Raw genomic sequence first — 24588 nt, 5'->3', positions numbered from 1 at the left:
TGCAGCTCAGGAAAAGCGCCGGCGCACCCTTTCCCACAGCTGCCGCCGCAGCTGGTAGACGCTGACGCCAAGCACCAGCGCTGTCAGCCAGAACGTGCCTTCGGTGGCCACCGCCGCGACGCTGGCCAGGACCAGCACCGTCCCGGTGCCGACCCCCATCAGGATGCCTGCGCCCAGTGCCAGCCACGACAGCAGGCAGATGCCGGCGGCGACGGCGATCCACCGCAGCTTGCGGCGGGAAGGAGGCTGCGGGGAGATTGCCTTGATGTTCGCCTCGTTCATTTCGCAACCCCGCCCGTGATCGGCTGCAGGTCCTTTGGCAACGGCGAGGCCGGTGTCTCGATCACGCCGACGTTGGACACGATCCACCAGCGCTCGCCATCGTTGAGCAGCTGGAAGTGGTTCAGGCCGCGCATCAGCGGCTTGTCGTCGTTGCGGCGAAGGCGGATCTCGAAGCTGCTCATCACCGAGGCCAGGCCGCCATGCTGTTCGACCCGCGTGACCAGCGGGATCTCGTGGAAGCCGGTGGCGGTGTAGGCCGACTCGGTGTGGGCGATGAGTTCTTCCGGGTCCATGCCCATGATGCCGCTGCCGATCGCGGAGTCCACCGCCACCGACATGCGCGCCCCTTCCAGGAACAGGGCGCGGTAGCGGTCCCAGTCGCGCCCGGCGCCGGCATCGGCGGAGATCACCTCGTACAGGGCATGCACGATGGCTTCGGGCGATTCCCAGTCCCTCGGGCTGGCGTTGGCCGTGCCGGCCAGGCCCAGGGCAAGGCCGGCGGCCAGCAGGCAGCGGGCGGTGGTGTGCTTGAACGTGTGCTTCATCTTCATTCTCCCTTGAGTTGGTCGAGTGCTTCTTGGTCGAGGAACCGGCCGTCGAGGACGACGGCATGGATGTCGCGGGTATGCCCGATGTCGTCGAGCGGGTTGGCGTCGAGCACCAGCAGGTCGGCCTCGTAGCCGGCGACGACGCGGCCCAGGCGCTTGCCCGCACCCAAGGCCTCGGCGGGGTTGCGGGTGGCGGCGAGCAGGATCCGCGGAACCGGCACGCCGGCGTCCGCCAGCAACTGCATTTCGCGATGCAGGCTGATCCCCGGCGCGATCCACGGGTTGCTCATGTCGGTGCCCAGGGTCATCCGCGCATCGGTGGCATGCAGCCGTACCGCCATGCGCTGCACCTTGGGCCAGATGGCGCGGGCACGGACGAAGTCTTCGGGCTGCCAGCCGATGGCGAAGGTGAACCAGTCGTTCCAGTTCGCCAGCAGCCGCGGATGCGCATGGTCGCGGGCATCGGCCTTGTAGGCGCTGTCCTGGTCCTGCACGAAGGCGGCGTGGAAGGCCACCAGCGTCGCGTCGAACACCGGGCGGTGCCGTTGGAAGGCGGCGACCACGCGATTGGCCTCGGGACCGTCGGGGTCGAAGTGTTCCCACCACTCGAAGAACGAATACGTGCCGCCGCGCGCCGTGCCCTGCCAGGCCGCTCGCTGCTCCACGGCCAGCAGGTCCGGGCTCAGCGGCATCAGGTGGACGATGCCGTCCAGCCCCAGCTCCAGCGCATCGGGCCATGCGATGCCTTCCAGGTGCGCCACCGCCGGGCGGCCGTGGCTGTGCGCCGCATCGATGCCGGCCTTCAGAAGATCCGGCGACAGGCCGGTGTAGAGCTTGATCCAGTCGGCCCCGGCCTCGACCTGCGCCTCGACCACCCGCTCCATCTCCTGCGTGGTGCGGGCCGCGATCGCCAGGCCCGGCAGGTCGGCGTTGTTGATCACGGGGCCGGCGTCGAACGCCTCCGGCCCGACCAGTTCGCCGCGCGCGATTGCCGCCTTGTAGCGGGCGGCCGCCGGCAGGTCGCCGCCCGGATTGCGCAGGGTGGTGACCCCGAAGGCCACCAGCCGGCGCGCGTTGTGTATGGCGATGTCGTCGTCGGCCTGCGCCTGCATGACCATGCGGCCGCGTTCGCGTTTGATCTCCATCGGGCCCAGGGTCAGGTGGGCATGCATGTCGATCAGGCCCGGCATCAGGTAGCGGCCGTGCAGATCGATGAGGCGGGCATCGCGCAGGCAGGCCTTGTCGCCGGCATTGGCGACGCGCACCAGGCGCCGTCCCTCTACCCGCACACACTTGGGCGCTGTGACGTGTTCGTGTTCGGCCTCGATGATGTGGACGTTGTCGAGGGCCAACGCATTCCCGGCGGGCCGGGCATCCGCCGGTGCGGCGAGCAGGGTGGACGAGAACAGCAGTGTTGCCAGGATCGGGCGCCGCATAATGGTGGCCTGTTGGCGGAGATGTCTGCCTCCGTAGTCGCCAAGGGCGCGGGAATACTTACGAAAAAAGTTTTCTTTTCCTGGCTGTAAGAAATCGCCTGCCGGCGTCGACTAGGGATTGCTGGCGGGCCATCCGGGCCGCCGATACCGCCATCCGAACCCGCCGCATGCATGCACTCTGGCCCAGCGTCCAAGCCTTCCACCCGCAGCTCTGGCGCGCGGTGTGCGGCTATGAACTCAACCATGCCGTGCGCGAGGAACTGCTGCAGGAAGTGCTTCTGGCGATCTGGGAGAGCCTGCCGCGATTGCGCGACCCGGACATGCTGCTTCCGTTCGTGCTGCGCATCGCCCACAACCTGGGAGCCAGCCACATACGGTCGGAGACGCGCATGCCGACCCCCGTGCCGTTCGACGAGAGCGTGCACGACATGCCGGACCCGACGGCGGGCGGTGACTGCGTGCGCACGCAATGGCTGTTCGAAGCCCTGGCCACGCTGCCACTCAACCTGCGGCAGGTGCTGATGCTGCAGCTGGAAGGTTTCGACTACCAGGAAATCGCGGACATGCTGGGGATCAGCCCGGAGAACGTGGGGGTGCGCCTGCACCGTGCCCGCGAGCGGCTCAAGGCGCTGTCCCGGGAGGAGGAACGACGATGAACTTCGACGACATCCTGAAAGACGCATGGCGGGGCGAGAGCCGCCATGCCGCATCCGTCGACTTGAGCCGCCGCGTACGCCGGCAGCGCCGACGGCACCGGCTGCTGCGCGCGCTGGAGGTGGCGCTGACGCTGATGGCCGTGCTGGTGTTCGGCCATGCGCTGGCGAGCGGACGCATCGGCCCCCCGCACTGGCTGCTGTTGCCGTTCTACCTGGTGTTCCTGCCGGTGGCCTGGGCCTTCATCCTGCGCACGCCACGGCGGTTCGGCGGGGACGTGGCGGAGAACGTGCAGTCGTATGCGAAGCTGCGGATCGCGCAACTGCGAACCGGGTTGCGCGACCTGTGGCTCGCGCGCGTCACGGCCTGGTCCTTGCTGGCGTATGCGATCGCAGCGAACGTGGGCGTCTGGACGCTGGGAGATGCTGATTGGCGGGCCGCAGGCCTGACGCTGCTGGGCTTCTCCCTGGCGTGGATCATTGGTATGTCCTGGTTCGGTCGCTGGCGGCGTCGGGCCTTGCTCAGGGAGTATCGCTCGATGAAGAGCCTGACGGGCGCTTGAGTGGAACTTCCAGGGCCTGGGCCACGTCCGCTTCTGGTCGGAACCTACTCTCGCCCGGTGCAGCGTCCGGCCATCGGCGCGTCCTCGCCGTAGCGGGCGCTGGGAAGGGCCATGCATGAGTACCGCCCGCCTCACCGCTCCGAATGTCCCGCCTCGTCGTACTCGCGCGGCGCCAGCAGGTCGGGCTTGATCAGGGCGATGAAGGCACGCGCCTGCGGCGACAGCACGCGGCCCTTGCGCACCACCACGCCGTAGCTGCGCGAGGGGAAGAACGCGGCCAGCGAGCGCGAGCCCAGGCGGTCGCGGTCGGGCTCGCCCAGGCAGATCGAGGGCACGATCGACACGCCCATGCCCATCGCCACGTACTGCTTGATCACGTCCCAGCCGCTGACCTCCAGCGCCACCGTGTACGGCACCCGGTTCTGCTGCAGCACCAGGTCGACCAGGCGCCAGGTGATCTGCCGCTTCGGCGGCAGGATCAGCGGATGGGCGGCCAGGTCGGCCAGTTCCAGCCGCGGCTTCTTCAGCAGCGGATGGCCGGGCGGGGCGATCAGGCGCTGCTCGAAACGGTAGGCGGCCTCGTAGCTGAGGTCGGCCGGCACGTCGAGCAGGGTGCCGACCACCAGCTCCACCGCATCCTCGCGCAGCAGGTCGGTGCCCTCGCTGGTGACCACGTTGTTGAGGGTCAGGCGCACGTCCGGGTGGCGGGCGCGGAAGGCCTCCACGATCTTCGGCAGCAGGTAGAGGATGGTCGAGCTGTTGGCGGCGATCTTCAGCTCGCCGGCGTCCAGGCCCTGCACCCGCTCGCGGAACGCCGCCTCCAGGCCGTCGATCTGCTCGACCAGGGGCAGGGCCATCTCGTACAGGACCTCGCCCTCCCGGGTCGGCGACAGGCGCCGGCCGTTGCGTTCCAGCAAGGGCACGCCCAAGTCCCGTTCCAGCGCCTGCAGCTGCAGGGTGATGGCCGGCTGGCTGACGAAAAGCGCGTCCGCGGCCCGCGACACCGACCCCAGCCGGACCGTCTGGCAGAACGCGCGCAGCGGCTTGAGCCGGTCGGATTTGTAGGAAAAACGCGGGCTTGCCTTGCTGGGCACGGAATGGTTGTGCCTATTTATTAGTTGTACTTATGAAGTACATTGCCAAAACTGTTTTGTCAAATACTTTGCCGCAGCGCAGCGTGGACTCCCGAGCCGAGCAGCCAGGAGCCTGCCATGTCCGCCACCGCCGCCACTGTCATCCCGACCCCGATCCGTCCGGCCCGTCCCGCCGTTGCCGTCGCCCCGCGCGCGGCCACCGGGCTTGCGTTGACCGAGCGCGTCGCCGGCCAGGAGCAGCTGCTGCCGGCGCCGCTGCTGGGCCTGCTGGTGTCGCTGCACCGGGCGATCGAGCCGGAGCGCCGGGCGCGCCTGGCCGCGCGCCGCGAGCGCCAGGCGTTCGTCGACGCCGGCGGCCTGCCGGACTTCCGCGCCGACACCGCTGCCCTGCGTGCCGGCGACTGGAAGGTCGCGCCGATCCCGCGCGCCTTGCAGGACCGCCGCGTGGAGATCACCGGCCCAACCGACCCGAAGATGGTGATCAACGCGCTGAACTCCGGCGCGCAGTGCTACATGGCCGACTTCGAGGACTCCACCGCGCCGACCTGGCGCAACCTGCTGGCCGGCCAGCGTGCGCTGGCCGCCGCCATCGACGGCACCCTGACCTTCGACGCGGAGAACGGCAAGCAGTACCGCCTGCGTCCGTACGAGGAGCGCGCGGTGCTGATCGTGCGCCCGCGCGGCTGGCACCTGGACGAGAAGCACGTGCGCGTTGACGGCGAGCCGATCGCCGGCGGCCTGTTCGACATGGCGGTGTTCGCCTGGCACAACGCGCGCACGCTGATGGCCAACGATCGCGGCCCGTACTTCTACCTGCCCAAGCTGCAGTCGATGGAAGAGGCTGCGCTGTGGGAGTCGGCGATTTCGCATGTCGAAGCGATGCTGGGCCTGCCGCACGGGCAGATGAAGGTCACCGTGCTGATCGAGACCCTGCCGGCGGTGTTCGAGATGGACGAGATCCTGCACGCGCTGAAGGACCGCATCGTCGGCCTGAACTGCGGCCGCTGGGACTACATCTTCTCCTACCTGAAGACCTTCCGCGCCCATGCCGACAAGGTGCTCCCCGAACGCGGCCAGGTGACCATGACCCAGCCGTTCCTGAAGGCCTACTCGGAACTGCTGATCCGCACCTGCCACCGGCGCGGCGCGCACGCGATGGGCGGCATGGCCGCGCAGATCCCGATCGCCGGCGACGAGGCCGCCAACGAGCAGGCACTGGCGCGGGTGCGCGCCGACAAGCTGCGCGAGGTCACCGCCGGCCATGACGGCACCTGGGTGGCGCATCCGGCGCTGATCCCGGTGGCGCGCGCGGTCTTCGACGCGCACATGCCCACGCCCCACCAGCACCATGTGCTGCGCGAGGACGTGCACGCCAGCCGCGATGGCCTGATCCGGCCCAGCGAGGGCACCATCACCCGCGAGGGCTTCGAGAACAACGTCGAGGTCTGCGTGCGCTACATGGCCGCCTGGCTGGACGGCAACGGCTGCGTGCCGATCCACTGGCTGATGGAGGACGCGGCCACCGCCGAGATCGCCCGCGCGCAGCTGTGGCAGTGGCTGCACCACTCCGATCCGCGCGGCCGCCATGCCGACGGCAGCCCGGTGCACCTGGCCGACGGCACGGTGATCGACTTCGCCCTGTTCGAGCGGACCCTGGCCGCGCTGCCGGACCGGCTGGGCGACACCGCCACCCTGCCGGGCGGATCGCGGATTCCCGAAGCCATCGGCCTGCTCGACGAACTGACCCGTGCCTGCCAGCTGGTCGAATTCCTGACCCTGCCGGCGTACGCGCGGATCGACTGACCGCCACCCGCGATCCCGTCCACCGGCGGGTCGCGACGAACGCCCCTGTGTAGGAGCGGGCATGACCGCGACCCGACGCCGTCGGCCCAGGCGACGCCCTCGTGATTCCGCCGCCCGTGTCGCGGTCATGCCCGCTCCTACAAAAGGCAAGCACGCCGCAACCTCCCCGCCGCCATACCGCACCCCGCCCCACGGAGACCCGCCATGACCACGCTGAAGACCGCCGACCAGATCCGGCACGAATGGAGCACCGACCCGCGCTGGGCCGGCATCACCCGCAACTACACCGCCGAGGACGTGGTCCGGCTGCGCGGCACCATCCCGGTCGAGCATTCGATCGCGAAGATCGGCGCGGAGAAGCTGTGGCGCTACCTGCACGAGAAGGACTTCGTGAACGCACTCGGTGCGCTGACCGGCAACCAGGCCATGCAGCAGGTCAAGGCGGGATTGAACGCGATCTACCTGTCCGGCTGGCAGGTCGCCGCCGACGCCAACCTGGCCGGGCAGATGTACCCGGACCAGTCGCTGTACCCGGCCGACTCGGTGCCGGCGGTGGTGAAGCGCATCAACAACGCGCTGCTGCGCGCCGACCAGCTGCACCACGCCGAGGGCGACGACAGCATCGACTTCCTGCAGCCGATCGTGGCCGACGCCGAGGCCGGCTTCGGCGGCGTGCTCAACGCCTTCGAGCTGATGAAGGCGATGATCGAGGCCGGCGCCTCGGGCGTGCACTTCGAGGACCAGCTGGCCTCGGTGAAGAAGTGCGGGCACATGGGTGGCAAGGTGCTGGTGCCGACCCGCGAGGCGGTGGAGAAGCTCAACGCCGCGCGCCTGGCCGCCGACGTCATGGGCGTGCCCACGATCCTGGTCGCGCGCACCGACGCCGAGGCCGCCGACCTGCTGACCTCCGACGTCGACGACAACGACAAGCCGTTCACCACCGGCGAGCGCACCGTCGAAGGCTTCTACAAGGTGCGCAACGGCCTGGAGCAGTCGATCAGCCGCGGCCTGGCCTACGCGCCCTACGCCGACCTGGTCTGGTGCGAGACCGGCAAGCCCGACCTGGAGTTCGCCCGCAGGTTCGCCGAAGCGATCCACGCCAGGTATCCGGGCAAGCTGCTGGCCTACAACTGCTCGCCGTCCTTCAACTGGAAGAAGAACCTGGACGACGCCACGATCGCCAAATTCCAGAAGGAGATCGCCGGCTACGGCTACAAGTTCCAGTTCATCACCCTGGCCGGCTTCCACGCGCTGAACTACTCGATGTTCAACCTGGCCCACGGCTACGCCCGCCGCCAGATGAGCGCCTTCGTCGAGCTGCAGGAGGCCGAGTTCGCCGCCGCCGAGAAGGGCTTCACCGCGGTCAAGCACCAGCGCGAGGTCGGCACCGGCTACTTCGACCAGGTGACCCAGGCGATCCAGCAGGGCCAGTCCTCGACCACCGCGCTCAAGGGCTCGACCGAGGAAGAACAGTTCCACGACCGCGCCGCGGCCTGAGGCCAGGACGGCCGGACCGGCAGCGCCGGAGGCAGGCCGGTCTTGCGGGTGCGCCTGGGAGAGGGCGCACCCGCTTTTTTTTCCCGGACCCGGCCGCTGCGCCCCCCGTTCCGACGTTACCCCTGTGTAGGAGCCGGGTTTGGCCGGCGACGCGACGACGCCGGCACAGGCGACGCCCTCGTGGTCCCGACGCCCGTGTCGCCGGCTGAACCCGGCTCCTACAGGACACATGCGACACGGGTATCGGAGTCACGCCATGCTGCGATATGGCCTGCCGGAATCGGGGAGCGCGCTTGCGCATGCGCCAGGCGCCGCCACCGGGCCTCGGCCGGGCCGGCCGCCGGTCCCGGCCCGTCGCGCCGCCCGCAAGGCCACCCGCCCCGGCCCACGCCCCCACCGGTCCATTCCCCGGATGCCCAGCGGTCGCCCCGGGCCGACGGCCGGTGGCCGACCTCCCATTTGGGTCCCGTGGCATACGCGACCCGATGGTATGCTCCCCGTTCACCCGGGGGGGGCCGGGTACGGGAGCCGTGGGATGTCGAGCGACGGCGTGGCACGCAACGTCCGAGACAGGATGGACCAGGATGGCAGCGGTGGCGGAAACGCCGCCCTGGCGGCGTGCGAGTTCGATTTGTTCGCCGCCGTCGGCCGCGAGCGGGTCGTGCGCGCCGGCGAGCGCGTGTTCCGCCGCGGCGACACCGGCGACCTCATGTACGTCATCGGCCACGGCCGGATCGAGCTGGACTTCGGCAACGACCTGGCCACCAAGCAGCTGGGGCCGCAGGAGTTCTTCGGCGAACTGGGCCTGCTGATCGGCGAGCACACCCGCAGCGCCGACGCGGTGGCCGCCACCGACGGCCGCCTGGTGGAACTGGGCCAGGAGGAGTTCCAGCAGCTGGTCGAGCGCAACCCGGGGCTGGTGGCGCAGTTCCTGCGCCGCTCCATCACCCGCGTGGTGCTCAACGAGCAGAGCCTGATCCGCCAGCTGCGCCGCCGCAACCAGGACTTGGAAACGGCGCTGGACAACCTCTACGCCACCACCCACCAGCTCAACCAGACCGAGGAGCTGATCCGCACCGACGAGCTCACCGGCCTGTACAACCGCCGCGGCCTGACCCTGCACCTGCAGGAGTGCCGCCGGCTGGGCATGAAGAACGCGATGGGCCTGGTGCTGGTGGACTGCGACCGCTTCAAGCAGGTCAACGACGACCACGGCCACCTGATCGGCGACCGCGTGCTGCAGAACATCGCCGGCATCCTGCGCTCGGTGGCCGGCGCCGACGACGTGCCTTGCCGCCTGGGCGGCGACGAATTCTGCCTGCTGGTGTCGGCGCACCGGCGCGAGGACGTGATGCGCTACGCCGATTTCGTGGTCACCACCACCCGCAGCCTGCTGCTGCTGCAGCAGGCGGTGCCGACCATCTGCCCGGTCAGCGTCGGCGCCTGCCTGGTGGAGCCCGAGCAGGACTGGAATGACTGGTACGCCCGCGCCGACTCGGCCCTGTACGAAGCCAAGCGCCTGGGCGGCAACCGGGCCTTCTGGATCGACGGCGCCGAATCGCTGGGTACCTGAGACGGCGACGATGGATGGCATGCCGCACGACGCCAACGCCCCGCAGCTGCGGACCCTGCTGCTGACCGACCTGTGCGACTCGACGAACCTGGTGGAGTCGCTGGGCGACAGCCGGGCCGCGGTCGTGTTCCGCGACCACGACCGCCTGGTGCTGGAACTGCAGCAGCGCTGGCGCGGCCGCCTGATCGATCGCTCCGACGGCCTGCTGCTGCTGTTCGAGCGCCCGCTGGACGGGCTCGGCTTCGCCCTGGACTACCGCCGCGGCCTGGACGCGCTCGGCCAGGCGCACCGCATCGGCCCGCTGCTGGCGCGCGCCGGCCTGCACGTGGGCGAGGTGCTGATCTGGCGCAACAGCGAGGAAGCGGTGAGCGCCGGCGCCAAGCCGGTGGAGGTCGAAGGCCTGGCCAAGCCGTTCGCCGCGCGGCTGATGCAGCTGGCCCGGCCCGGCCAGATCCTGCTGTCGTCGGTGGCCGAGCCGCTGGTGCGCCGCTCGGCGCGCGAGCTGGGCGAGCGCGGCGAGGCGCTGCAGTGGCGCACGCACGGGCGCTGGCACTTCAAGGGCGTACCGGAAGTGCAGGAAGTGCACGAGGTCGGCGAGCCCGGCTTCGCCCCGCTGCGCATGCCGCGCGGCGACGCCAAGGCGCGGCGCGAGATGCCGTTGTGGCGCCGGCCCGCCGCGCTGGTGGCCGAAGTGGTGCTCGTCGCCGGGCTGGTGGTGGGTGGCTGGTTCATCACCCGGCCCGAGCCGGCCATCGCCTTCTCCGAACGCGACTGGGTGGTGGTGGGCGACCTGCGCAACCTCACCGGCCAGACCGTGCTCGACGACTCGCTGGAGCAGGCGTTCCGGATCAGTCTGGAGCAGTCGCGGTACGTCAACGTGCTCAGCGACCTGAAAGTGCGGCAGACGCTTGCGCAGATGCGCCTGGATCCCGACGGCAGCAACCTGGATCGCAACCTGGCCTCGCAGGTGGCCTTGCGAGATGGGGCGCGGGCGGTAATTCTTCCAAGCGTTGCCGAAGTAAACAACAATCTTCAGTTCTCGGTTGAGATCATCGACCCGAAGACGCAAGCGACGATCTACTCAGAGAAGGCGAGCGGGAAAGGAATCGACTCCCTCCTCGACTCCATCGACCAAGTGGCTGGCAACCTTCGCGGAAAGCTTGGCGAGGCTATAGCATCCATCGAGCAGCAGGCGGCGCCACTGCCTCAGGCGACGACTTCGGAACTGGATGCATTGCGGGCCTACGCATTGGCCGAGACTTCGATCATCCAGGGGCGGTTTGACGAGGCGAAGGGCTTGTACGTGAGCGCCTTGCAGATCGACCCGTCGTTCGCCCGGGCGCATCTTGGGTTGGCGATGTTGGCCTGGGCGCTTGACGATTTCGATGCGGCACGCCGGCATGTCATGGATGCCGCTCGCGTGCGCGACACGCTTCCGCCGAGAGATCGTCTGCAGGTGGATGCGTGGCAGGTCGAGACATCTCCAGCCGGTGGATCCCTTGCCCAGTGGCTTACCTTGGCCAAGTTGTATCCCGATCATTTCGGTGCGCAGTCGAACGCATCGTGGCACTTGATGGTGGAAAATCGCTTCTCAGAGGCCTTGCCCCATGCGCTGGCAGCATCGGTCACGCAAGCCCCTCGGCGTGCCTATTCATTGGTTCATGTGGCTCGAATCTACACGGCACAAGGGCGGCCGAACGACGCCCTGGAAATTCTTGATCAAGCAAGCATGGCGGGAGGGGCGCCCGCCAGAAGTGCGCGGGCCGAAGCACTGGCACTGCTGGGCCGGCGCGAAGAGGCCGTGCGTTTGCTCGGAGAAGTGAAGCCCGAGGATAGCGCCTTCTTGTGGATGTTCGCTCAGCAGGGCCTTGCTTCCCTGGCGCTTGAAGAGGGAAATCCAGAGCGGGCGATCAGAATAGCCGAACAGATCCGTGACCGTTCATCACTAATGCCCGATCGGTTTCATCGACACTTCCGCCTGGTGAGCCTCGTGATCCTTTCGGCCGCAGGTAAGCCGGCTGACCCAGAGGAGCTCGAGAAGTTGGCGCGCGAGTTCCGTGCTGTGCTGGCGGACGAGAATATGGTTGCGCGACACGAAGAGATGTTCCGCTTCTCGATGCTCATCTATCTTGCACAGCGCGACGGCCGCACGGAATTTGCAGCACGGAATCTTCGTTGGTTGGAACCCGAGTCGACGAAGCTGCGTAATCGGCTGGTCGATAAGCTACTGACAGTGGTGCGTGCGAATCAAATGCGGCTGGAAGGCCGGAGCAATGACGGTGCGAACCTGTTGCGTCCACAACTCGACGGCTCGGAATTCGTCCAGGCGCGCGTGGTAATGCGCGAACTCAAGCGAGCTTCCGGCAGTTCAAGGGACGTCTTGGAGCAGGAAGATTGGCTCCGGGCGCATCGTGGTCAAGCGCTGGCTGAAGTGGCAATCACTCAGCTGATGCAACCACTAAATGTGGCGGACGTGGCAGCGGCCGGTGAATCGGCCGCTGCCACCAAATCGCACTAGCAAGTCGCGTTGCTGCGACACGTGTCGGCGGCAACTAGGCCTTTGGTAGCGACGATTCAACTTTTCCGGCTTCGAAATTGAAGATGATCGTCATCGCGGCCGCATTACGATCGGTCAAGTAGGCGTGGAGCGCCTTCCGCGCTTCCGCGATTTCCTCCTTCGGCGCCAACGTCGTGACCTGGGCGCAAAGCAGCTGGTCGGTGCTGCCGACCTTGTGGCCTACCTTCTCGAGCGCGGCACGCGGATCCTTGGTGAACAGCGCACGGAAGTCATCATCGTTGGACAGGCCGTCGAGAAGCTTGTCGACCACGGCCGGATCCATGGGCTGGCTCTTGGAGTCGCTGATCATCGTTTTCCCCTAGGGTGGTTCCCCGCACGAAATTGTGCGGTGATGCATGGTCATACTGTGGTGCCGGGCTTTCAAGGGGAGGCGGAATGCGGGTCAGACGTTGCGCGATCGTGTACCTGGAGCCGCGCGAGCAGGTGGAGTTCGACCTGGCTGGTCTCCTGGCCGGCGGCAGTGGCGCGTCCCGGTGGCAGGAATGGATCGCGCATGCGCCACATCTGGCGGCGCCGGTCACCATCGACGAGGCCGCGCGTGAGTGCCTGGGACGCCTGTCGGCTGAAGAATGGACAGTGGACGAAGCGCTGGCCGCGTGGCCCGAAGGTGCGCTGGACCGGTTGCTGGCACTGGGGCTGGCGATCGCCGAGGATGGCGACCAGGCGGTGGCCGATGCGAGCCTCCGCGACAGCCACTGGTGGGGGCCGGCAGCGATGTTCCATCGCGCCGGGCGCTGGGCCGGTGAGGACGCGGCGGCAGCGACAGAGGCGGCAGGTCTGTCCACCGCCGTCGGCCTGAGCACCCATCTCGGCGTGCCGCCGGCGGCGGTGGTGGAGCGCTGCGATCCGGCGCACAGGCTCGCGCTGCCGCGTGGCGAGGCCACCGACTTCGACGAATTGCTGAGGCGCCGGACCACGTGCCGCAACTTCGACCTCGAGCGTGCGTTGCCGCAGCCGTTGCTGGCGCGGATGCTGGAGCGCGTGTTCGCCGCCCAGGGGCAGTGGCGGATGGACGACGATACCGTGTTCCTCAAGAAGGGCAGCCCGTCCGGCGGCAGCCTGCATCCGACCGAGGCCTACCTGATCGTGCAGCGGGTCGAGGGCCTCGCGCCCGGCCTGTACCACTACCACCCGCTCGCGCATGCGCTCGAGCCGCTGCCAGCGCCGGACGTGCCGATGCGCGACCTGGCGATGAACGCGGTCGCCGGCCAGCACTGGTTCGCCGACGCACCGGTGCTGGTGGTGATGGCGGCGCGCTTCGGCCGCTGCTTCTGGAAGTACCGCCGCCATCCCAAGGCCTACCGCGCGGTGATCATGGACGCCGGGCACCTATCGCAGACGCTGTACCTGGGTGCGACCGACCTGGGCCTGGGGGCGTTCGTCACCTGCGCGGTCAACGAGGTCAATATCGAGCAGGCGTTGGGGCTCGACGCGCTGGAAGAAGGAGTGGTGGCGGTATGCGGCTTCGGCTGGCGTGGCGACACCATGCGCAACGCCGAGTTCGATCCCGCGGGCCGGGTGTGGCCAGTGCCGTCGGCCTGAGCGCGGCGGCCAGCCCGGCTCCTGCAAGCCTCGGCCGCTTTTTTGTAGGAGCCCAGCTTGCTGGCGACACGGGCGTCGGAACCACGAAGGTGGCGCCTGCGCCATGGGCGACGGGGGATCAGCGGGAACAGCGCGGGGCACCGAATGCACGGTGCCCCGCGGCCAAGCCTACTTCCGCACGTCCTGCGTATGGGCCTGCAGCGCCTCGGCCAACCCGGCCACGCCATCGGCGCCGGCGGGCACGGTGACGCTCGAGCCGGTCAGGTCCTCGCCGATCGGCTGGGCACGGCCGCCCAGGCAGTTGGCCAGGAAGTTCTCGGCGACGGCGTTGAAGGCTTTGCTGTTCTCCGGCCGCGCGAAGCCGTGGCCCTCGTCGGGGAACAGCACGTAGGTCACCGGGATGCCCTTGGCCTGCATCGCCTCGACGATCTGGTCGCTCTCGGCCTGCTTCACCCGCGGGTCGTTGGCGCCCTGGCCGATCAGCAGCGGCTTGGTGATCTGGTCGGCGCGGGTTAGTGGCGAGCGCTCGGTCAGCCAGGCCTTGCCCTCCTCGGTGCGCGGGTCGCCCATGCGCCGCGCCAGCTGCTCGTAGAAGCTGGCCCAGTACGGCGGCACCGTGGCCAGCAGGGTGTTGAGGTTGGACGGGCCGACGATGTCCACGCCGCAGGCGAAGGTCTCCGGGGTGAAGGTCAAGCCGACGAGCGTGGCGTAACCGCCGTAGCTGCCGCCCATGATCGCGACCTTGTCGGCGGTGGTGATGCCCTCGCCGACCGCCCAGTCGACCGCGTCGACCAGGTCGTCATGCATCTTGCCGGCCCACTCGCCGTCGCCGGCGTTGGTGAAATCCTTGCCGAAGCCGGTGGAGCCGCGGTAGTTGACCGACAGCACCGCGTAGCCGCGGTTGGCCAGCCACTGGTTCCAGCCGCTGTAGCCGTAGCCGTCGCGCGCCCACGGGCCGCCGTGGACAAGCAGCACCATCGGCACCGGCTCGTTGGGCTTGCCGTCGCCGTCCGGGTCGGCGTGCGCGGGCAGGGTGAGGTAGCTGGGCAGGGTCAGGCCGTCGCGCGACTTCAGCTCCTGCGGCCACATCGGCACCAGCGGCTTGCCGTCCAGCGCCGGGCGCGCGGAGAACAGCCGGGTCAGCTGGCCCTCGGCACCGGGCGTGCGGTCGTAGCGGTAGTAGACCACCGGTGACTCGGCCGCCGAGTAGGTGACGATCCAGGTGCGGTCGTCGAGGGTGCGCGCGTTGACCCCGACCTCGCCGGGGCCGATGGCCTCCAGCGTCTTCAGGTCGGCGGTCAGCGCGTCGCCCACCGGCTTCCATTCGTTGCGCAGGTAGTCCACCGACACCGCCTGCAGTTCGCCGGTGCGCGGGTCGGCCAGGCCGCCGCCGATGTCGGCGCGGGCATCCTCGGCCAGCAGGGTGCGCTGGCCGCTGGCGGTGTCGATCGCGTAGATCGCGGCGGTGTTGCGGTTGCGCGAGTCGGACAGGTACAGGGTGCTGCCGTCCTGGGTCAGGCCCACGGTATTGGTGGTGAGCACGTCCTCGAACGGGATGTCGTCGGACTTCTCCCAGCTGTTGCCGGCGCGCTTGAGCACGTCCATGCCGCCGTCGGGCCGCGAGCGGAAGGCGAAGCGAAGCGCATGGTCGCCGTCGGCGAGGTAGCCGGCGATCTCCTGGGTGTTCTTCTCGACCAGGGTGCGCTGGCCGCTGGCCAGGTCGACGCGGTACAGGTCGTGCCACCTGGTGTCGCGGTCGTTCATGCCGACCAGGATGCTGTCGGGCTGGTTCGGACTGACCCCGACCACCTGCGCGGTGGTCTTCGGGAACGGGGTGAGGTCGCGGGTCTGGTTGCCGGCCAGGTCCACCGAGTACAGGTGGAAGTCCTCGTCGCCGCCGGTGTCGCGCAGGTACAGCAGGGTGTCGGGACGGTAGGACCAGAAGTAGCTGCGGATGCCGCGGGCCTTGTCGTCGGTGACCGCGCGTGCGGCGGACGGGTCGTCGGCGGGCGCGACCCAGACGTTCATCACGCCCTCGACCGGCGCGATCCAGCTCAGGTACTTGCCGTCGGGGCTGATCTGCACCACCGCGCGCTCGGGATTGCCGAACAGCGCGTCGCGCGGGATCAGTTCCACTTCCTTGGGGGCGGCCGGCGCCTGCGCGGTGTCGCCTTGTTTGCCGGTGCAGGCGGCCAGGGCCAGGGCGAGGCTGGAGACGAGCAGGGTCGTGCGATGCATGCGGTGCATGGATGGGTGGCTCCGGGGACGCCGGGATGGCATCGGAACGGCCAAGCTAACGCGGAACGGCGGCGGCGTTCGTTGCAGACGCGTTAAACCGGGGGCATGACCGATGGGGGAGGCGGGTGGCGCCGGCAGCGGATCCGCGGTGTGCCGCGGATGGGCGCTGCACCCGCTCAGTGGTCCGCGCCGGGCGGCGGGGTGCGGTAGCCGAGGGCTTCGGCCAGGTGCGCGGTGGCGATGGCGGCCGCGTCGTCCAGGTCGGCGATGGTGCGCGCCACCCGCAGCACCCGGTGCAGGCTGCGGGCGGTGAGCTGCAGCCGGTCGGCGGCCTGCTCGAGCAGCTGCTGGCCGGCTGGGTCCAGGCGGCAGGCGTGGGCCAGGCCCGGCGCGTCGAGCCGGGCGTTGAGCTGGCCGCCACGTTCCAACTGGCACAGGCGGGCGGCGTGCACTCGCTGGCGGATTGCGGCGCTGGACTCGCCCGGCGGCGCGTCGGCGCGCAGCGCCTGCGGCGGCAGCCGCGCCATCGCCAGGTGCAGGTCGATCCGGTCCAGCAGCGGGCCGGACAGGCGGCTCCAGTACTGGCGGATGCGGTCGGGCGTGCAGCGGCAGCGCGCCGACGGGTCGCCGGCCCAGCCACAGGGGCACGGGTTCATCGCCGCCACCAGCTGGAAGCGGGCCGGGAACTCGGCGCTGCGGCCGGCGCGGGAGACGGTGATGCGGCCGGACTCCAGCGGCTCGCGCAGCACCTCGAGCGCGGCGCGGCTCCATTCCGGCAGTTCGTCCAGGAACAGCACGCCGTTGTGCGCCAGTGAGATCTCGCCCGGCCGCGGCGGGCTGCCGCCGCCGGCCAGGGCGACCGCGCTGGCGCCGTGGTGCGGCGTCCGCCACGGTCGCTGCCGCCAGTGTCGCGGGTCGAAGCCGCGGCCGCTGATCGAGGCCACCGCCGCCGTTTCCAGCGCTTCGGCCTCGCTCGCCTCGGGCAGCAGGCCGGGCAGGCGCGAGGCCAGCAGGGTCTTGCCGCAACCCGGTGGACCGCTCATCAGCAGGTGGTGCCCGCCGGCCGCGGCGATCTCCAGTGCGCGCCGCGCCTGCGCCTGGCCGCGCACGTCGGCCATGTCCGGTGGCGGTGCGGTGGCGGCGTCCGTTCCGGCCTCGGCGCGCGGCAGCGCGGTGCGGCCGTCCAGGCCGGCGCAGGTCTCCAGCAGGGTGCGGGCGACGTAGGCCTCGGCCTGGCGCGCCAGCGCCGCTTCGGCGCCGCTGCCGGCCGGCACCACCAGCCGGCGGCCGTCGCGGGCGGCGGCCAGCACCGCCGGCAGCACGCCGTCGACCGGGCGCAACTCGCCGGTCAGGCCCAGCTCGCCGAGGAACTCGCAGCCGGCAAGCGCGTCGCGGTCGATCTGGCCGCTGGCGGCGAGGATGCCCAGCGCGATCGGCAGGTCGAAGCGGCCGCCGTCCTTGGGCAGGTCGGCCGGGGCCAGGTTGATGGTGATGCGCCGCTGCGGGTACTCGAACTGCGCGCAGAGGATGGCCGCGCGCACCCGGTCGCGCGATTCGCGCACCGCGGCGGCGGGCAGGCCGACGATCTGGGTGGAGGGCAGCCCGCCGGACAGGTGCACTTCCACCTGCACCGGCGGGGCGGCGACGCCGGCGCGGGCGCGACTGTGCACCAGCGCCAGGCCCATGGCCGCGTCTCAGTGCGGGCTGGCGGGCGGCTGGCCGGCGGCGTGCAGGCGCGCTTCCAGTTCCTCCACCGCGCGCTCCAGCGATTCGAGCTTCTCGCGGGTGCGCAGCAGCACCGCGCGCTGCACGTCGAACTCCTCGCGGGTGACCAGGTCCAGTTTCGCCAGGCCGGCCTGCAGCGCGCCGCGGAAGCTGGCCTGCAGTTCCTCGCCGGATTCGCGCACGCCCGGCGGGACCAGTTCGCTGAGGCGGCGGGCGAGGTCGTCGATGTGGTTGAGGTCGATCATGGCGTTCTCCGGCGTTGAAGACAGCGTGCGCCGGCGTCGCGACGGCGGGAATCGGGCGGCGGCCCCGCGCGCGGTCGGAAAAGTCCGAGGCGGGCGTCGGCATTGGACCGGAGCGCCGCGGGCGAGGCAAGCGCGCGCCGCGCTATCCTGTCGCCCCCACGCCACTGGAGCCGCCGGATGAAGATGATCATGGCCGTGATCAAGCCGTTCAAGCTGGACGACGTGCGCGAGGCGCTGTCCAGCCAGGGCATCGCCGGCATCACCGTCACCGAGGTCAAGGGCTTCGGCCGGCAGAAGGGCCACACCGAGCTGTACCGCGGCGCCGAGTACGTGGTCGATTTCCTGCCCAAGGTGAAGGTCGAGATCGCGGTCACCGACGAGCAGGTCGAGGCGGTGGTCGAGGCGATCGTGCGCGCGGCCGGCACCGGCAAGATCGGCGACGGCAAGGTGTTCGTCTACGACCTCGGCCAGGTGGTGCGGATCCGCACCGGCGAACTGGACGCCGACGCGCTGTAGGCGGTCGTCTGCGGCACGGACCGGGCAGCACGCGCCATCCGGCCGCCGGTCGGATTCCGTGCTCCGTGTCGCACTTCCGTGTCCGGGCGGGCGTAGAGTGGATCCGCGCCGCCGGTGTTCGCAGCGGCGCGGGACGCGGCCCGGCCGCGTGCACGGACCAGGAGAACGGCAATGAGGAGAACCAGGAGCCTGCTCGGCACGGCCGCGCGTACCGCCGTGATCACCGGGACCGCCAAGGCGGTGCTGGGCAAGGGCAATCCGCAGGCACCGGCGCCGGAAGCGCCGGCCGTACCCGCTCCCGCCGCGGCGCCAGCGCCAGGAATGACCGAAGACAGGATCGCGATGCTGCAGAAACTCGGCGAGCTGCAGAAGAGCGGCGTGCTTACCGAGGAAGAGTTCGCGGCCGAGAAGGCCAAGATCCTGAGCGCCTGAGAACGCCTGGCGCCATGCGGCGCCGCAAACGGAATGCCCCGCCGAGGCGGGGCATTCGTTCGATGGCTGCCGTCGCGCTCCGCGGCGGCGCGGCGCCGGTCTTCAGCCCTGCGCTTCGCCCAGCGCCTCGGCCACGAAGGGCGGCGCGACCAGCACGCCCTGGTGCAGGTGCGCGCTGTAGTACTTCGTCGGGAAGCCCTTGGCCGCCGCGTCGCCGTCGCGGAAGCCGAAGCCCTGGCCCTTGCGCGCCATCGTCACGCTCCACCAGCCGGTCGGGTAGCACGGCTGCGGGAACGGCAGGGTCTTGAAGGTGGTGAAGCCGGCCTTGCCCATCTCCGCGCGCATCGCCTTGATCAGTTCGAGCTGCGCCAGCGGCGACTCGGACTGCTGCACGAGGATGCCGTCGTCCTTGAGCGCGCGGAAGCAGCTGGCGTAGAAGGCCTGGTTGAACAGGCCCTCGGCCGGGCCGACCGGGTCGGTCGAGTCGACGATCACCACGTCGACGCTGCCGGCCGGGCAGTTGGCCATGTAGGCCACGCCGTCGTCGAACAGCAGCTCGGCGCGCGGGTCGGCGTTGGAGTCGCACAGCTCCGGGAAGTGCTTCTCGGCCATGCGCGTGACCTGCTCGTCGATGTCGCACTGGGTGGCGCTCTCCACGCCCGGGTGCTTGAGCACCTCGCGCAGGGTGCCGCAGTCGCCGCCGCCGATGATCACCACGCGCCTGGGCGCCGGATGGGTGAACAGCACCGGGTGGGCGATCATCTCGTGGTACAGGAAGTTGTCGCGGCTGGTGAGCATCACCGCGCCGTCGATCAGCATCAGGTTGCCCCAGTCGCTGGTCTTGTAGACCTCGATCTTCTGGAACGGCGACTGGACTTCGTCGAGCTTGCCCTCGATCCGGTAGCCGATGGCCGATCCGGTCGGCTCGAAGTGCTCGATGTACCAGTTGTCCTGGGTGCTCATGGCGGTGTCCTTAATGCTTTTTCCCTTCTCCCCCCGGGACAGGGTGCCCTCGGGGTAGAAGGTGCCCCGAAGGGGCGGATGAGGGTCGGCGAAGCGGTGGCGGTGGGGCGTGGACTGAAACAGGTGGCTCAGAGGTCGGGCCGGGTGCTGCTTCTCCGACCCTCTCCCCAGCCCCTCTCCCGGAGGGAGAGGGGCTTCGAGCCCTGGAGGAGTTGCCTCCGGCGGGAGCCGGCTCGAGCGGGCGCGCATTGTAACGAAGCATTCTGAACCGGGGCGTTAGAATGCCCTCCCTTTATTGCAGCCCGAGCCGCACGCCGATGAGCGACTGGTCCGCCGACCACGCCCGCAAGACCTGGTCCATCCCGCACTGGTCCGGCGGCTACTTCGACGTGGCCGACGGCGCCATGCAGGTGCTGCCGCGTGGCGAGGGCGGCCCGGCGCTGGCCCTGCCGGCGCTGGTCGACGCCGCCCGCGCCCAGGGCATGCAGCTGCCGCTGCTGCTGCGCTTCCCGGACATCCTCGGCGACCGACTGGGCCGGCTGCAGGCCGCCTTCGCCCAGGCCATGGCCGACTGGGACTACGCCGGCGGCTACACCGCGGTCTACCCGATCAAGGTCAACCAGCACCGCGGCGTGGCCGGGACCCTGGCCTCGCACGCCGGCGAGGGCTTCGGCCTGGAGGCCGGCAGCAAGCCCGAGCTGATGGCGGTGCTGGCCCTGTCGCGGCCGGGCGGACTGATCGTGTGCAACGGCTACAAGGACCGCGAGTACATCCGCCTGGCCCTGATCGGGCGCAAGCTCGGCCTGGAGACCTTCATCGTCATCGAGAAGCCGTCCGAGCTGGCGCTGGTGCTGGAGGAGGCGCGCCACCTCGGCGTGCAGCCCGGCCTGGGCGTGCGCATGCGCCTGGCTTCGCTGGGCGCCGGCAAGTGGCAGAACAGCGGCGGCGACAAGGCCAAGTTCGGGCTGTCGCCGCGCCAGCTGCTGGACCTGTGGAAGTCGCTGCGCGAGGCCGGGATGACCGACTGCCTGCAGCTGCTGCACTTCCACATGGGCTCGCAGATCTCCAACGTCCGCGACATCGCCAACGGGATGCGTGAGGCAACCCGCTACTTCAGCGAACTCTCGCGCCTGGGCGCCAAGGTGCGCTACATGGACGTGGGCGGCGGCCTGGGCATCGACTACGAGGGCACCCGCTCGCGCAGCGAGTGCTCGATCAACTACGGCCTGAACCAGTACGCGGCCAACATCGTGCAGCCGCTGGCCGAGGCCTGCGCCGAGCAGGGGCTGGTGCCGCCGCGCATCGTCACCGAGTGCGGCCGGGCGATGACCGCCCACCACGCGGTGCTTGTGGCCAACACCACCGAGGTCGAGACCGCGCCGGAGGGCCGCGTGCCCGACGCGCACGACGACGAGCCGGCCGCGATCCGCCACCTGCGCGAACTGCACGCCGACCTGGACCGGCGCCCGCCGCTGGAGCTGTTCCACGAGGCCCAGCACTTCCACGCCGAAGGCCTGTCCGCCTACGCCCTGGGCCAGATCGACCTGCCGCAGCGCGCGCGGGTGGATGACCTGTTCTACGCGGTGGCCCACGGCGTGCGCGCGCGCCTGGATGGCGGCGAGCGCAGCCACCGGCCGGTGCTGGACGAGCTCAACGACCGCCTGGTCGACAAGTACTTCGTCAACTTCAGCGTGTTCGAGTCGATCCCCGACGCCTGGGCGATCGACCAGGTGTTCCCGATCGTGCCGATCGAGCGCCTGGACGAGGTGCCGGACCGCCGCGGCGTGATCGCCGACATGACCTGCGATTCCGACGGCACGGTCAAGACCTACGTCGAGAACGGCGGGCTGGATACCTCGCTGCCGCTGCACGCGGTGCGCCACGGCGAGAGCTACCGCATCGCCTTCTTCCTGGTCGGCGCCTACCAGGAGATCCTCGGCGACATCCACAACCTGTTCGGCGACACCGACGCGGTCGAAGTGCGGCTGACCGACGGCGGCGGCTACGAGTTGACCCAGCAGCGCCGCGGCGACACCACCGACGTCATGCTCGACTACGTCGGCTACCGCCTGGACGACCTGCGCGCGGCGTACGCGCAGCGTGTGCGCGAGGCCGGGCTGGCGCAGGCCGAAGCGGAGGCGATCGCCGCTGCGCTGGAGGCCGGCCTGACCGGCTACACCTACCTGTCCGACGAGCCGCTGGCGTGACCGCCGTCGCGTTTGTCCCGGCGAGGCGGCGAGGGCGAGGCCGCGCGTGTATGGTGGAGCTCCGGACGGGGCGGGAGGATGCGTAGTGCTTGAATTGCTGACGGCGGTCGGAATCGGCCTGGCCACGCTGCTGCCGCTGGCCAACCCGCTGACGACCGTGGCGTTGCTGATGGGCCTGTCGCGGGGGATGAGCGAGGCCGAGCGCGACCACCAAGCCCTGCGTGCCTCGATCTACGTGTTCGTGATCATGATGGTGGCGTACTACACCGGCCAGCTGGTCATGAACGTGTTCGGCATTTCGATCACCGGCCTGCGCATCGCCGGCGGCCTGATCGTGGCCTTCATCGGCTTCCGCATGCTGTTCCCGCAGCAGAAGCTGGACGAAACCCCGGAAGTGGAGCGCCGCACCGAGGAGCTGCGCCAGCACCGGACCGACGATATCGCCTTCATCCCGCTGGCCATGCCCAGCACCGCCGGGCCGGGCACCATCGCCCTGATCATCAGCACCGCCGCGGCGGTGAAGGACAAGCAGCCCTACGCCGAGTGGGTGATGCTGGTGGCGCCGCCGCTGATCTTCTTCTTGGCCAGCCTGATCCTGCTTCTGTGCCTGCGCAGCTCCGGCGCGATCATGCGCAGGCTCGGCAACAGTGGCGTGGAGGCGTTCTCGCGGCTGATGGGCTTCCTGCTGGTATGCATCGGCGTGCAGTTCGTGATCAACGGCGTCTACGAGGTCGCCGAGGAAGTGCACGTCCTGCTGTCGTTGTAGGAGCCGGGCTTGCCCGCGAGGCGATGCCGTCGGCACAGGCGACGGCATCGTGATCCCGACGCCCGTGTCGCCGACTGAAGTCAGCTCCTACAGGAGCGCGGCCGCGTCGCAGCGATTGTAGGAGCCGGATTCATCCGGCGACCCGACGCCGCCGGCACAGGCGACGCCCTCATGACCCCGACGCCCGTGTCGCCGGCTGAACCCGGCTCCTACAAGAAGCGGGGGATCATCCGCGTCAGCCGCGGAACACCTGGAACCCGGCGAACGACTGGGTCACCGGCATGATCTCCAGCCGGTTGATGTTGAGGTGCGCCGGCAGCGTGGCCACGTAGTAGATCTGCTCGGCGATGTCCTCGCCGGTCATCGGCTGCGCGCCCTTGTACAGGGTGTCGGAAGCGGCCTGGTTGCCATGGGTGCGGACCAGGGTGAACTCGGTCTCGGCCATGCCCGGCTCGATCGTGGTCACGCGCACACCGCTGCCGTGCAGGTCGGTGCGCAGGTTCAGCGAGAACTGGCTGACGAAGGCCTTGGTGCCGCCGTAGACGTTCCCGCCCGGGTACGGATACACGCCGGCCACCGAACTGACGTTGACGATCACGCCCTTGCGCGCGACGAGCGCCGGCAGCAGGCGATGGGTCAGCGTCACCAGCGCGGTGACGTTGGTGTCGATCATGACCCGCCAGTCCTCGAGGCTGGCCTGCTGCGCCGGCGCGGTGCCCAGCGCCAGGCCGGCGTTGTTGACCAGCACGTCGATTTCGGCGAAGCCGGCCGGCAGCGCATCCAGCGCCGCGGCCATCGCCGCTGCGTCGCGCACGTCGAAGCACGCCGGATGCACGTTCGCCGAGCCCAGTTCGTCGACCAGCGCCTGCAGGCGCTCGCGGCGGCGGCCGCCGGCCACCACCTTCCAGCCGGCGGCGACGAAGCGGCGTGCGGCGGCCAGGCCGAAGCCGGAGGTGGCGCCGGTGATGAAAGCGGTCTTGGACATCACGGATTCCATGCGGGAGAACCCCGCCGATTCTCGCACCATCGCGGGATAGTGGTCTGCCAGATGTGGGCCAAGTCCCACCTGCCGAGAACGCGGGCCGTAGAAGCAGCCCCCTTGAGTCAAGGGGGCGCGCCGGCAGGCGCAGGGGATGTGGATGCAACGGGCACGGGGCCCAAGGTTTGCGCAGCAAGCCTTGGGGTGATTCCGCCTAGCGGAATCACTGCGCGCGGATCGCCATCGCCGGCAGGCCGCTGTCGGCGAGCTTGCGCTTGGCTTCGGCCAGCTCGCTGGCGGTGGCATAGGGCCCCATGCGCACGCGGTACACGGTCTTGCCGTTGGCCTGCCCCGTCTCCACCCGGGCACCGAGGCCGAGCATGGCGATCCGGGCCTTCACTTCCTCCGCGTCGCCGGCCGCGCCGAACGCGCCGGCCTGCAGGATGTAGCGCGCGCCGTCGGCCGGCACCGCAGCCGTGGCGACGGTGGTGGCCGCTGCCGCGGTGGTGTCGGCCGGCGCGGCGGCCACCGCTGCGGTCGGCGCCGGCGTGCGGCCTTCCAGCGCGTCGCGGGCGCGGCGCGCCTCTTCCTGCGCGCGGCGGGCCTGTTCCTCGCGCGCGCTGGCGGCCAGCTCGGCGTCGGACAGGCGCACCTCGTTGCCTGGCAGCACGGTGTAGAAGTCGTATTGCGGCGCGGTGTCCGCCGGCTGCGCGCCGGTCGCCGGCGTCTCGGCGATGGCCTCGGTGTCGGCGATCGGCGCCGGCTGCGCGTCCGGGTTGGCGCGCGGGCCGAAGCGGGCGAAACCGTCGCCGTCCTTCTTCAGCAGGCCCGGCACCGCCAGGAACACCACCGCGCCGATGGCCAGTCCGGCCACCAGCCAGACCCACGCCGGGCGGCCGCTGCTGCCATTGCGCCGGGCCTGGTTCTTGCCACGTCTTGCCGCCATTA

At 70.0% G+C, this 24588-nt stretch carries 22 protein-coding genes; 11 read left to right on the top strand and 11 right to left on the bottom strand.

What is annotated here, in order from left to right; all coding sequences use genetic code 11:
- Nucleotides 1–6: 6 nt before the first annotated feature.
- The 3 genes from WQ53_RS16720 to WQ53_RS07160 are packed head-to-tail and all read right to left on the bottom strand — an operon-like array spanning nucleotide 7 to nucleotide 2266.
- Entirely contained in the window at nucleotides 7–282 is a 276-nt protein-coding gene (locus tag WQ53_RS16720; RefSeq protein ID WP_052631508.1) for a hypothetical protein, read from the bottom strand.
- A complete protein-coding gene (locus WQ53_RS07165) occupies nucleotides 279–827 on the bottom strand; it encodes a hypothetical protein (protein ID WP_144409262.1) in 549 nt (182 codons plus the stop codon). Before WQ53_RS07165 ends, WQ53_RS16720 begins: the two co-directional genes overlap by 4 nt.
- Before the next feature lie 2 nt (nucleotides 828–829).
- Nucleotides 830–2266, bottom strand: a complete 1437-nt coding sequence (locus tag WQ53_RS07160; RefSeq protein WP_052631506.1) for an amidohydrolase family protein — start codon at nucleotides 2264–2266, stop codon at nucleotides 830–832.
- Nucleotides 2267–2433: 167 nt separating this feature from the next.
- Here WQ53_RS07160 and WQ53_RS07155 point away from each other — a divergent pair, with 167 nt between their 5' ends.
- Together WQ53_RS07155 and WQ53_RS07150 are read left to right on the top strand one after the other, a co-directional pair.
- Complete coding sequence (locus tag WQ53_RS07155) at nucleotides 2434–2922, top strand: RNA polymerase sigma factor (RefSeq protein WP_052631505.1); 489 nt, start codon at nucleotides 2434–2436, stop codon at nucleotides 2920–2922.
- Nucleotides 2919–3482, top strand: a complete 564-nt coding sequence (locus WQ53_RS07150) for a hypothetical protein (RefSeq protein WP_052631504.1) — start codon at nucleotides 2919–2921, stop codon at nucleotides 3480–3482. The genes WQ53_RS07155 and WQ53_RS07150 overlap by 4 nt, the downstream gene beginning before the upstream one ends.
- 131 nt (nucleotides 3483–3613) lie before the next feature.
- Here the strand turns inward: WQ53_RS07150 and WQ53_RS07145 are convergent, their stop codons facing one another.
- Nucleotides 3614–4576 (bottom strand): LysR family transcriptional regulator, encoded by a 963-nt coding sequence (locus WQ53_RS07145; RefSeq protein WP_052631503.1) that lies wholly within the window; start codon nucleotides 4574–4576, stop codon nucleotides 3614–3616.
- Between the two features lie 117 nt (nucleotides 4577–4693).
- Between WQ53_RS07145 and aceB the strand changes: the two genes are divergently transcribed.
- The 4 genes from aceB to WQ53_RS07125 all read left to right on the top strand — a co-directional run bounded on the left by aceB (nucleotide 4694) and on the right by WQ53_RS07125 (nucleotide 11967).
- Nucleotides 4694–6379 carry a malate synthase A gene (gene aceB, locus WQ53_RS07140; protein ID WP_052631502.1) on the top strand — a complete coding sequence of 562 codons (1686 nt, stop codon included), beginning with the start codon at nucleotides 4694–4696 and terminating at the stop codon, nucleotides 6377–6379.
- Nucleotides 6380–6583: 204 nt separating this feature from the next.
- On the top strand, nucleotides 6584–7876 hold the full coding sequence (gene aceA, locus WQ53_RS07135) for an isocitrate lyase (protein WP_052631501.1): 1293 nt from the start codon (nucleotides 6584–6586) through the stop codon (nucleotides 7874–7876).
- A gap of 574 nt (nucleotides 7877–8450) precedes the next feature.
- Nucleotides 8451–9449, top strand: coding sequence for a GGDEF domain-containing protein (locus tag WQ53_RS07130; RefSeq protein ID WP_052631500.1), 999 nt, complete (start codon nucleotides 8451–8453; stop codon nucleotides 9447–9449).
- A 19-nt stretch (nucleotides 9450–9468) separates the two neighbouring features.
- Nucleotides 9469–11967, top strand: coding sequence for a putative peptide modification system cyclase (locus WQ53_RS07125; protein ID WP_158497819.1), 2499 nt, complete (start codon nucleotides 9469–9471; stop codon nucleotides 11965–11967).
- A gap of 34 nt (nucleotides 11968–12001) precedes the next feature.
- Here the strand turns inward: WQ53_RS07125 and WQ53_RS07120 are convergent, their stop codons facing one another.
- Entirely contained in the window at nucleotides 12002–12316 is a 315-nt protein-coding gene (locus tag WQ53_RS07120; RefSeq protein ID WP_052631498.1) for an NHLP-related RiPP peptide, read from the bottom strand.
- Between the two features lie 86 nt (nucleotides 12317–12402).
- Between WQ53_RS07120 and WQ53_RS07115 the strand changes: the two genes are divergently transcribed.
- On the top strand, nucleotides 12403–13569 hold the full coding sequence (locus WQ53_RS07115; protein ID WP_052631497.1) for a putative peptide maturation dehydrogenase: 1167 nt from the start codon (nucleotides 12403–12405) through the stop codon (nucleotides 13567–13569).
- 168 nt (nucleotides 13570–13737) lie between these two features.
- Here WQ53_RS07115 and WQ53_RS07110 read toward each other — a convergent pair whose 3' ends face one another.
- From WQ53_RS07110 to ubiK, 3 genes are all read right to left on the bottom strand, one after another.
- Entirely contained in the window at nucleotides 13738–15807 is a 2070-nt protein-coding gene (locus WQ53_RS07110; RefSeq protein WP_052633964.1) for a S9 family peptidase, read from the bottom strand.
- Nucleotides 15808–15983: 176 nt separating this feature from the next.
- The gene (locus WQ53_RS07105; RefSeq protein WP_052631495.1) at nucleotides 15984–17492 is read right to left on the bottom strand and encodes a YifB family Mg chelatase-like AAA ATPase; all 1509 of its coding nucleotides are present in this window, start codon (nucleotides 17490–17492) and stop codon (nucleotides 15984–15986) included.
- Between the two features lie 9 nt (nucleotides 17493–17501).
- Complete coding sequence (gene ubiK, locus WQ53_RS07100) at nucleotides 17502–17777, bottom strand: ubiquinone biosynthesis accessory factor UbiK (protein ID WP_052631492.1); 276 nt, start codon at nucleotides 17775–17777, stop codon at nucleotides 17502–17504.
- Between the two features lie 177 nt (nucleotides 17778–17954).
- On the opposite strand from ubiK, the gene WQ53_RS07095 reads away from it, so the two are divergent.
- On the top strand, nucleotides 17955–18293 hold the full coding sequence (locus WQ53_RS07095; RefSeq protein ID WP_052631491.1) for a P-II family nitrogen regulator: 339 nt from the start codon (nucleotides 17955–17957) through the stop codon (nucleotides 18291–18293).
- A gap of 171 nt (nucleotides 18294–18464) precedes the next feature.
- On the top strand, nucleotides 18465–18725 hold the full coding sequence (locus tag WQ53_RS07090) for an SHOCT domain-containing protein (RefSeq protein ID WP_052631489.1): 261 nt from the start codon (nucleotides 18465–18467) through the stop codon (nucleotides 18723–18725).
- Between the two features lie 102 nt (nucleotides 18726–18827).
- On the opposite strand, the gene speE is transcribed toward WQ53_RS07090, so the two are convergent.
- Entirely contained in the window at nucleotides 18828–19688 is an 861-nt protein-coding gene (speE, locus tag WQ53_RS07085) for a polyamine aminopropyltransferase (RefSeq protein ID WP_052631486.1), read from the bottom strand.
- A gap of 317 nt (nucleotides 19689–20005) precedes the next feature.
- Here speE and speA point away from each other — a divergent pair, with 317 nt between their 5' ends.
- Together speA and WQ53_RS07075 are read left to right on the top strand one after the other, a co-directional pair.
- Nucleotides 20006–21895: an arginine decarboxylase gene (gene speA, locus WQ53_RS07080; protein WP_052631485.1), complete on the top strand. Its 1890-nt coding sequence runs from the start codon at nucleotides 20006–20008 to the stop codon at nucleotides 21893–21895.
- Between the two features lie 85 nt (nucleotides 21896–21980).
- Complete coding sequence (locus WQ53_RS07075) at nucleotides 21981–22661, top strand: MarC family NAAT transporter (RefSeq protein ID WP_052631483.1); 681 nt, start codon at nucleotides 21981–21983, stop codon at nucleotides 22659–22661.
- A gap of 235 nt (nucleotides 22662–22896) precedes the next feature.
- On the opposite strand, the gene WQ53_RS07070 is transcribed toward WQ53_RS07075, so the two are convergent.
- Nucleotides 22897–23646, bottom strand: coding sequence for an SDR family NAD(P)-dependent oxidoreductase (locus WQ53_RS07070; protein WP_052633963.1), 750 nt, complete (start codon nucleotides 23644–23646; stop codon nucleotides 22897–22899).
- A 217-nt stretch (nucleotides 23647–23863) separates the two neighbouring features.
- The gene (locus tag WQ53_RS07065) at nucleotides 23864–24586 is read right to left on the bottom strand and encodes an SPOR domain-containing protein (protein ID WP_052631481.1); all 723 of its coding nucleotides are present in this window, start codon (nucleotides 24584–24586) and stop codon (nucleotides 23864–23866) included.
- Nucleotides 24587–24588 lie beyond the last annotated feature (2 nt).

It is taken from the genome of Pseudoxanthomonas suwonensis, assembly GCF_000972865.1.
Classification (GTDB): Bacteria; Pseudomonadota; Gammaproteobacteria; order Xanthomonadales; family Xanthomonadaceae; genus Pseudoxanthomonas; species Pseudoxanthomonas suwonensis_B.
Note: the sequence above shows the minus strand (reverse complement) of the source record. Positions and strands in the feature narration are given on the sequence as shown.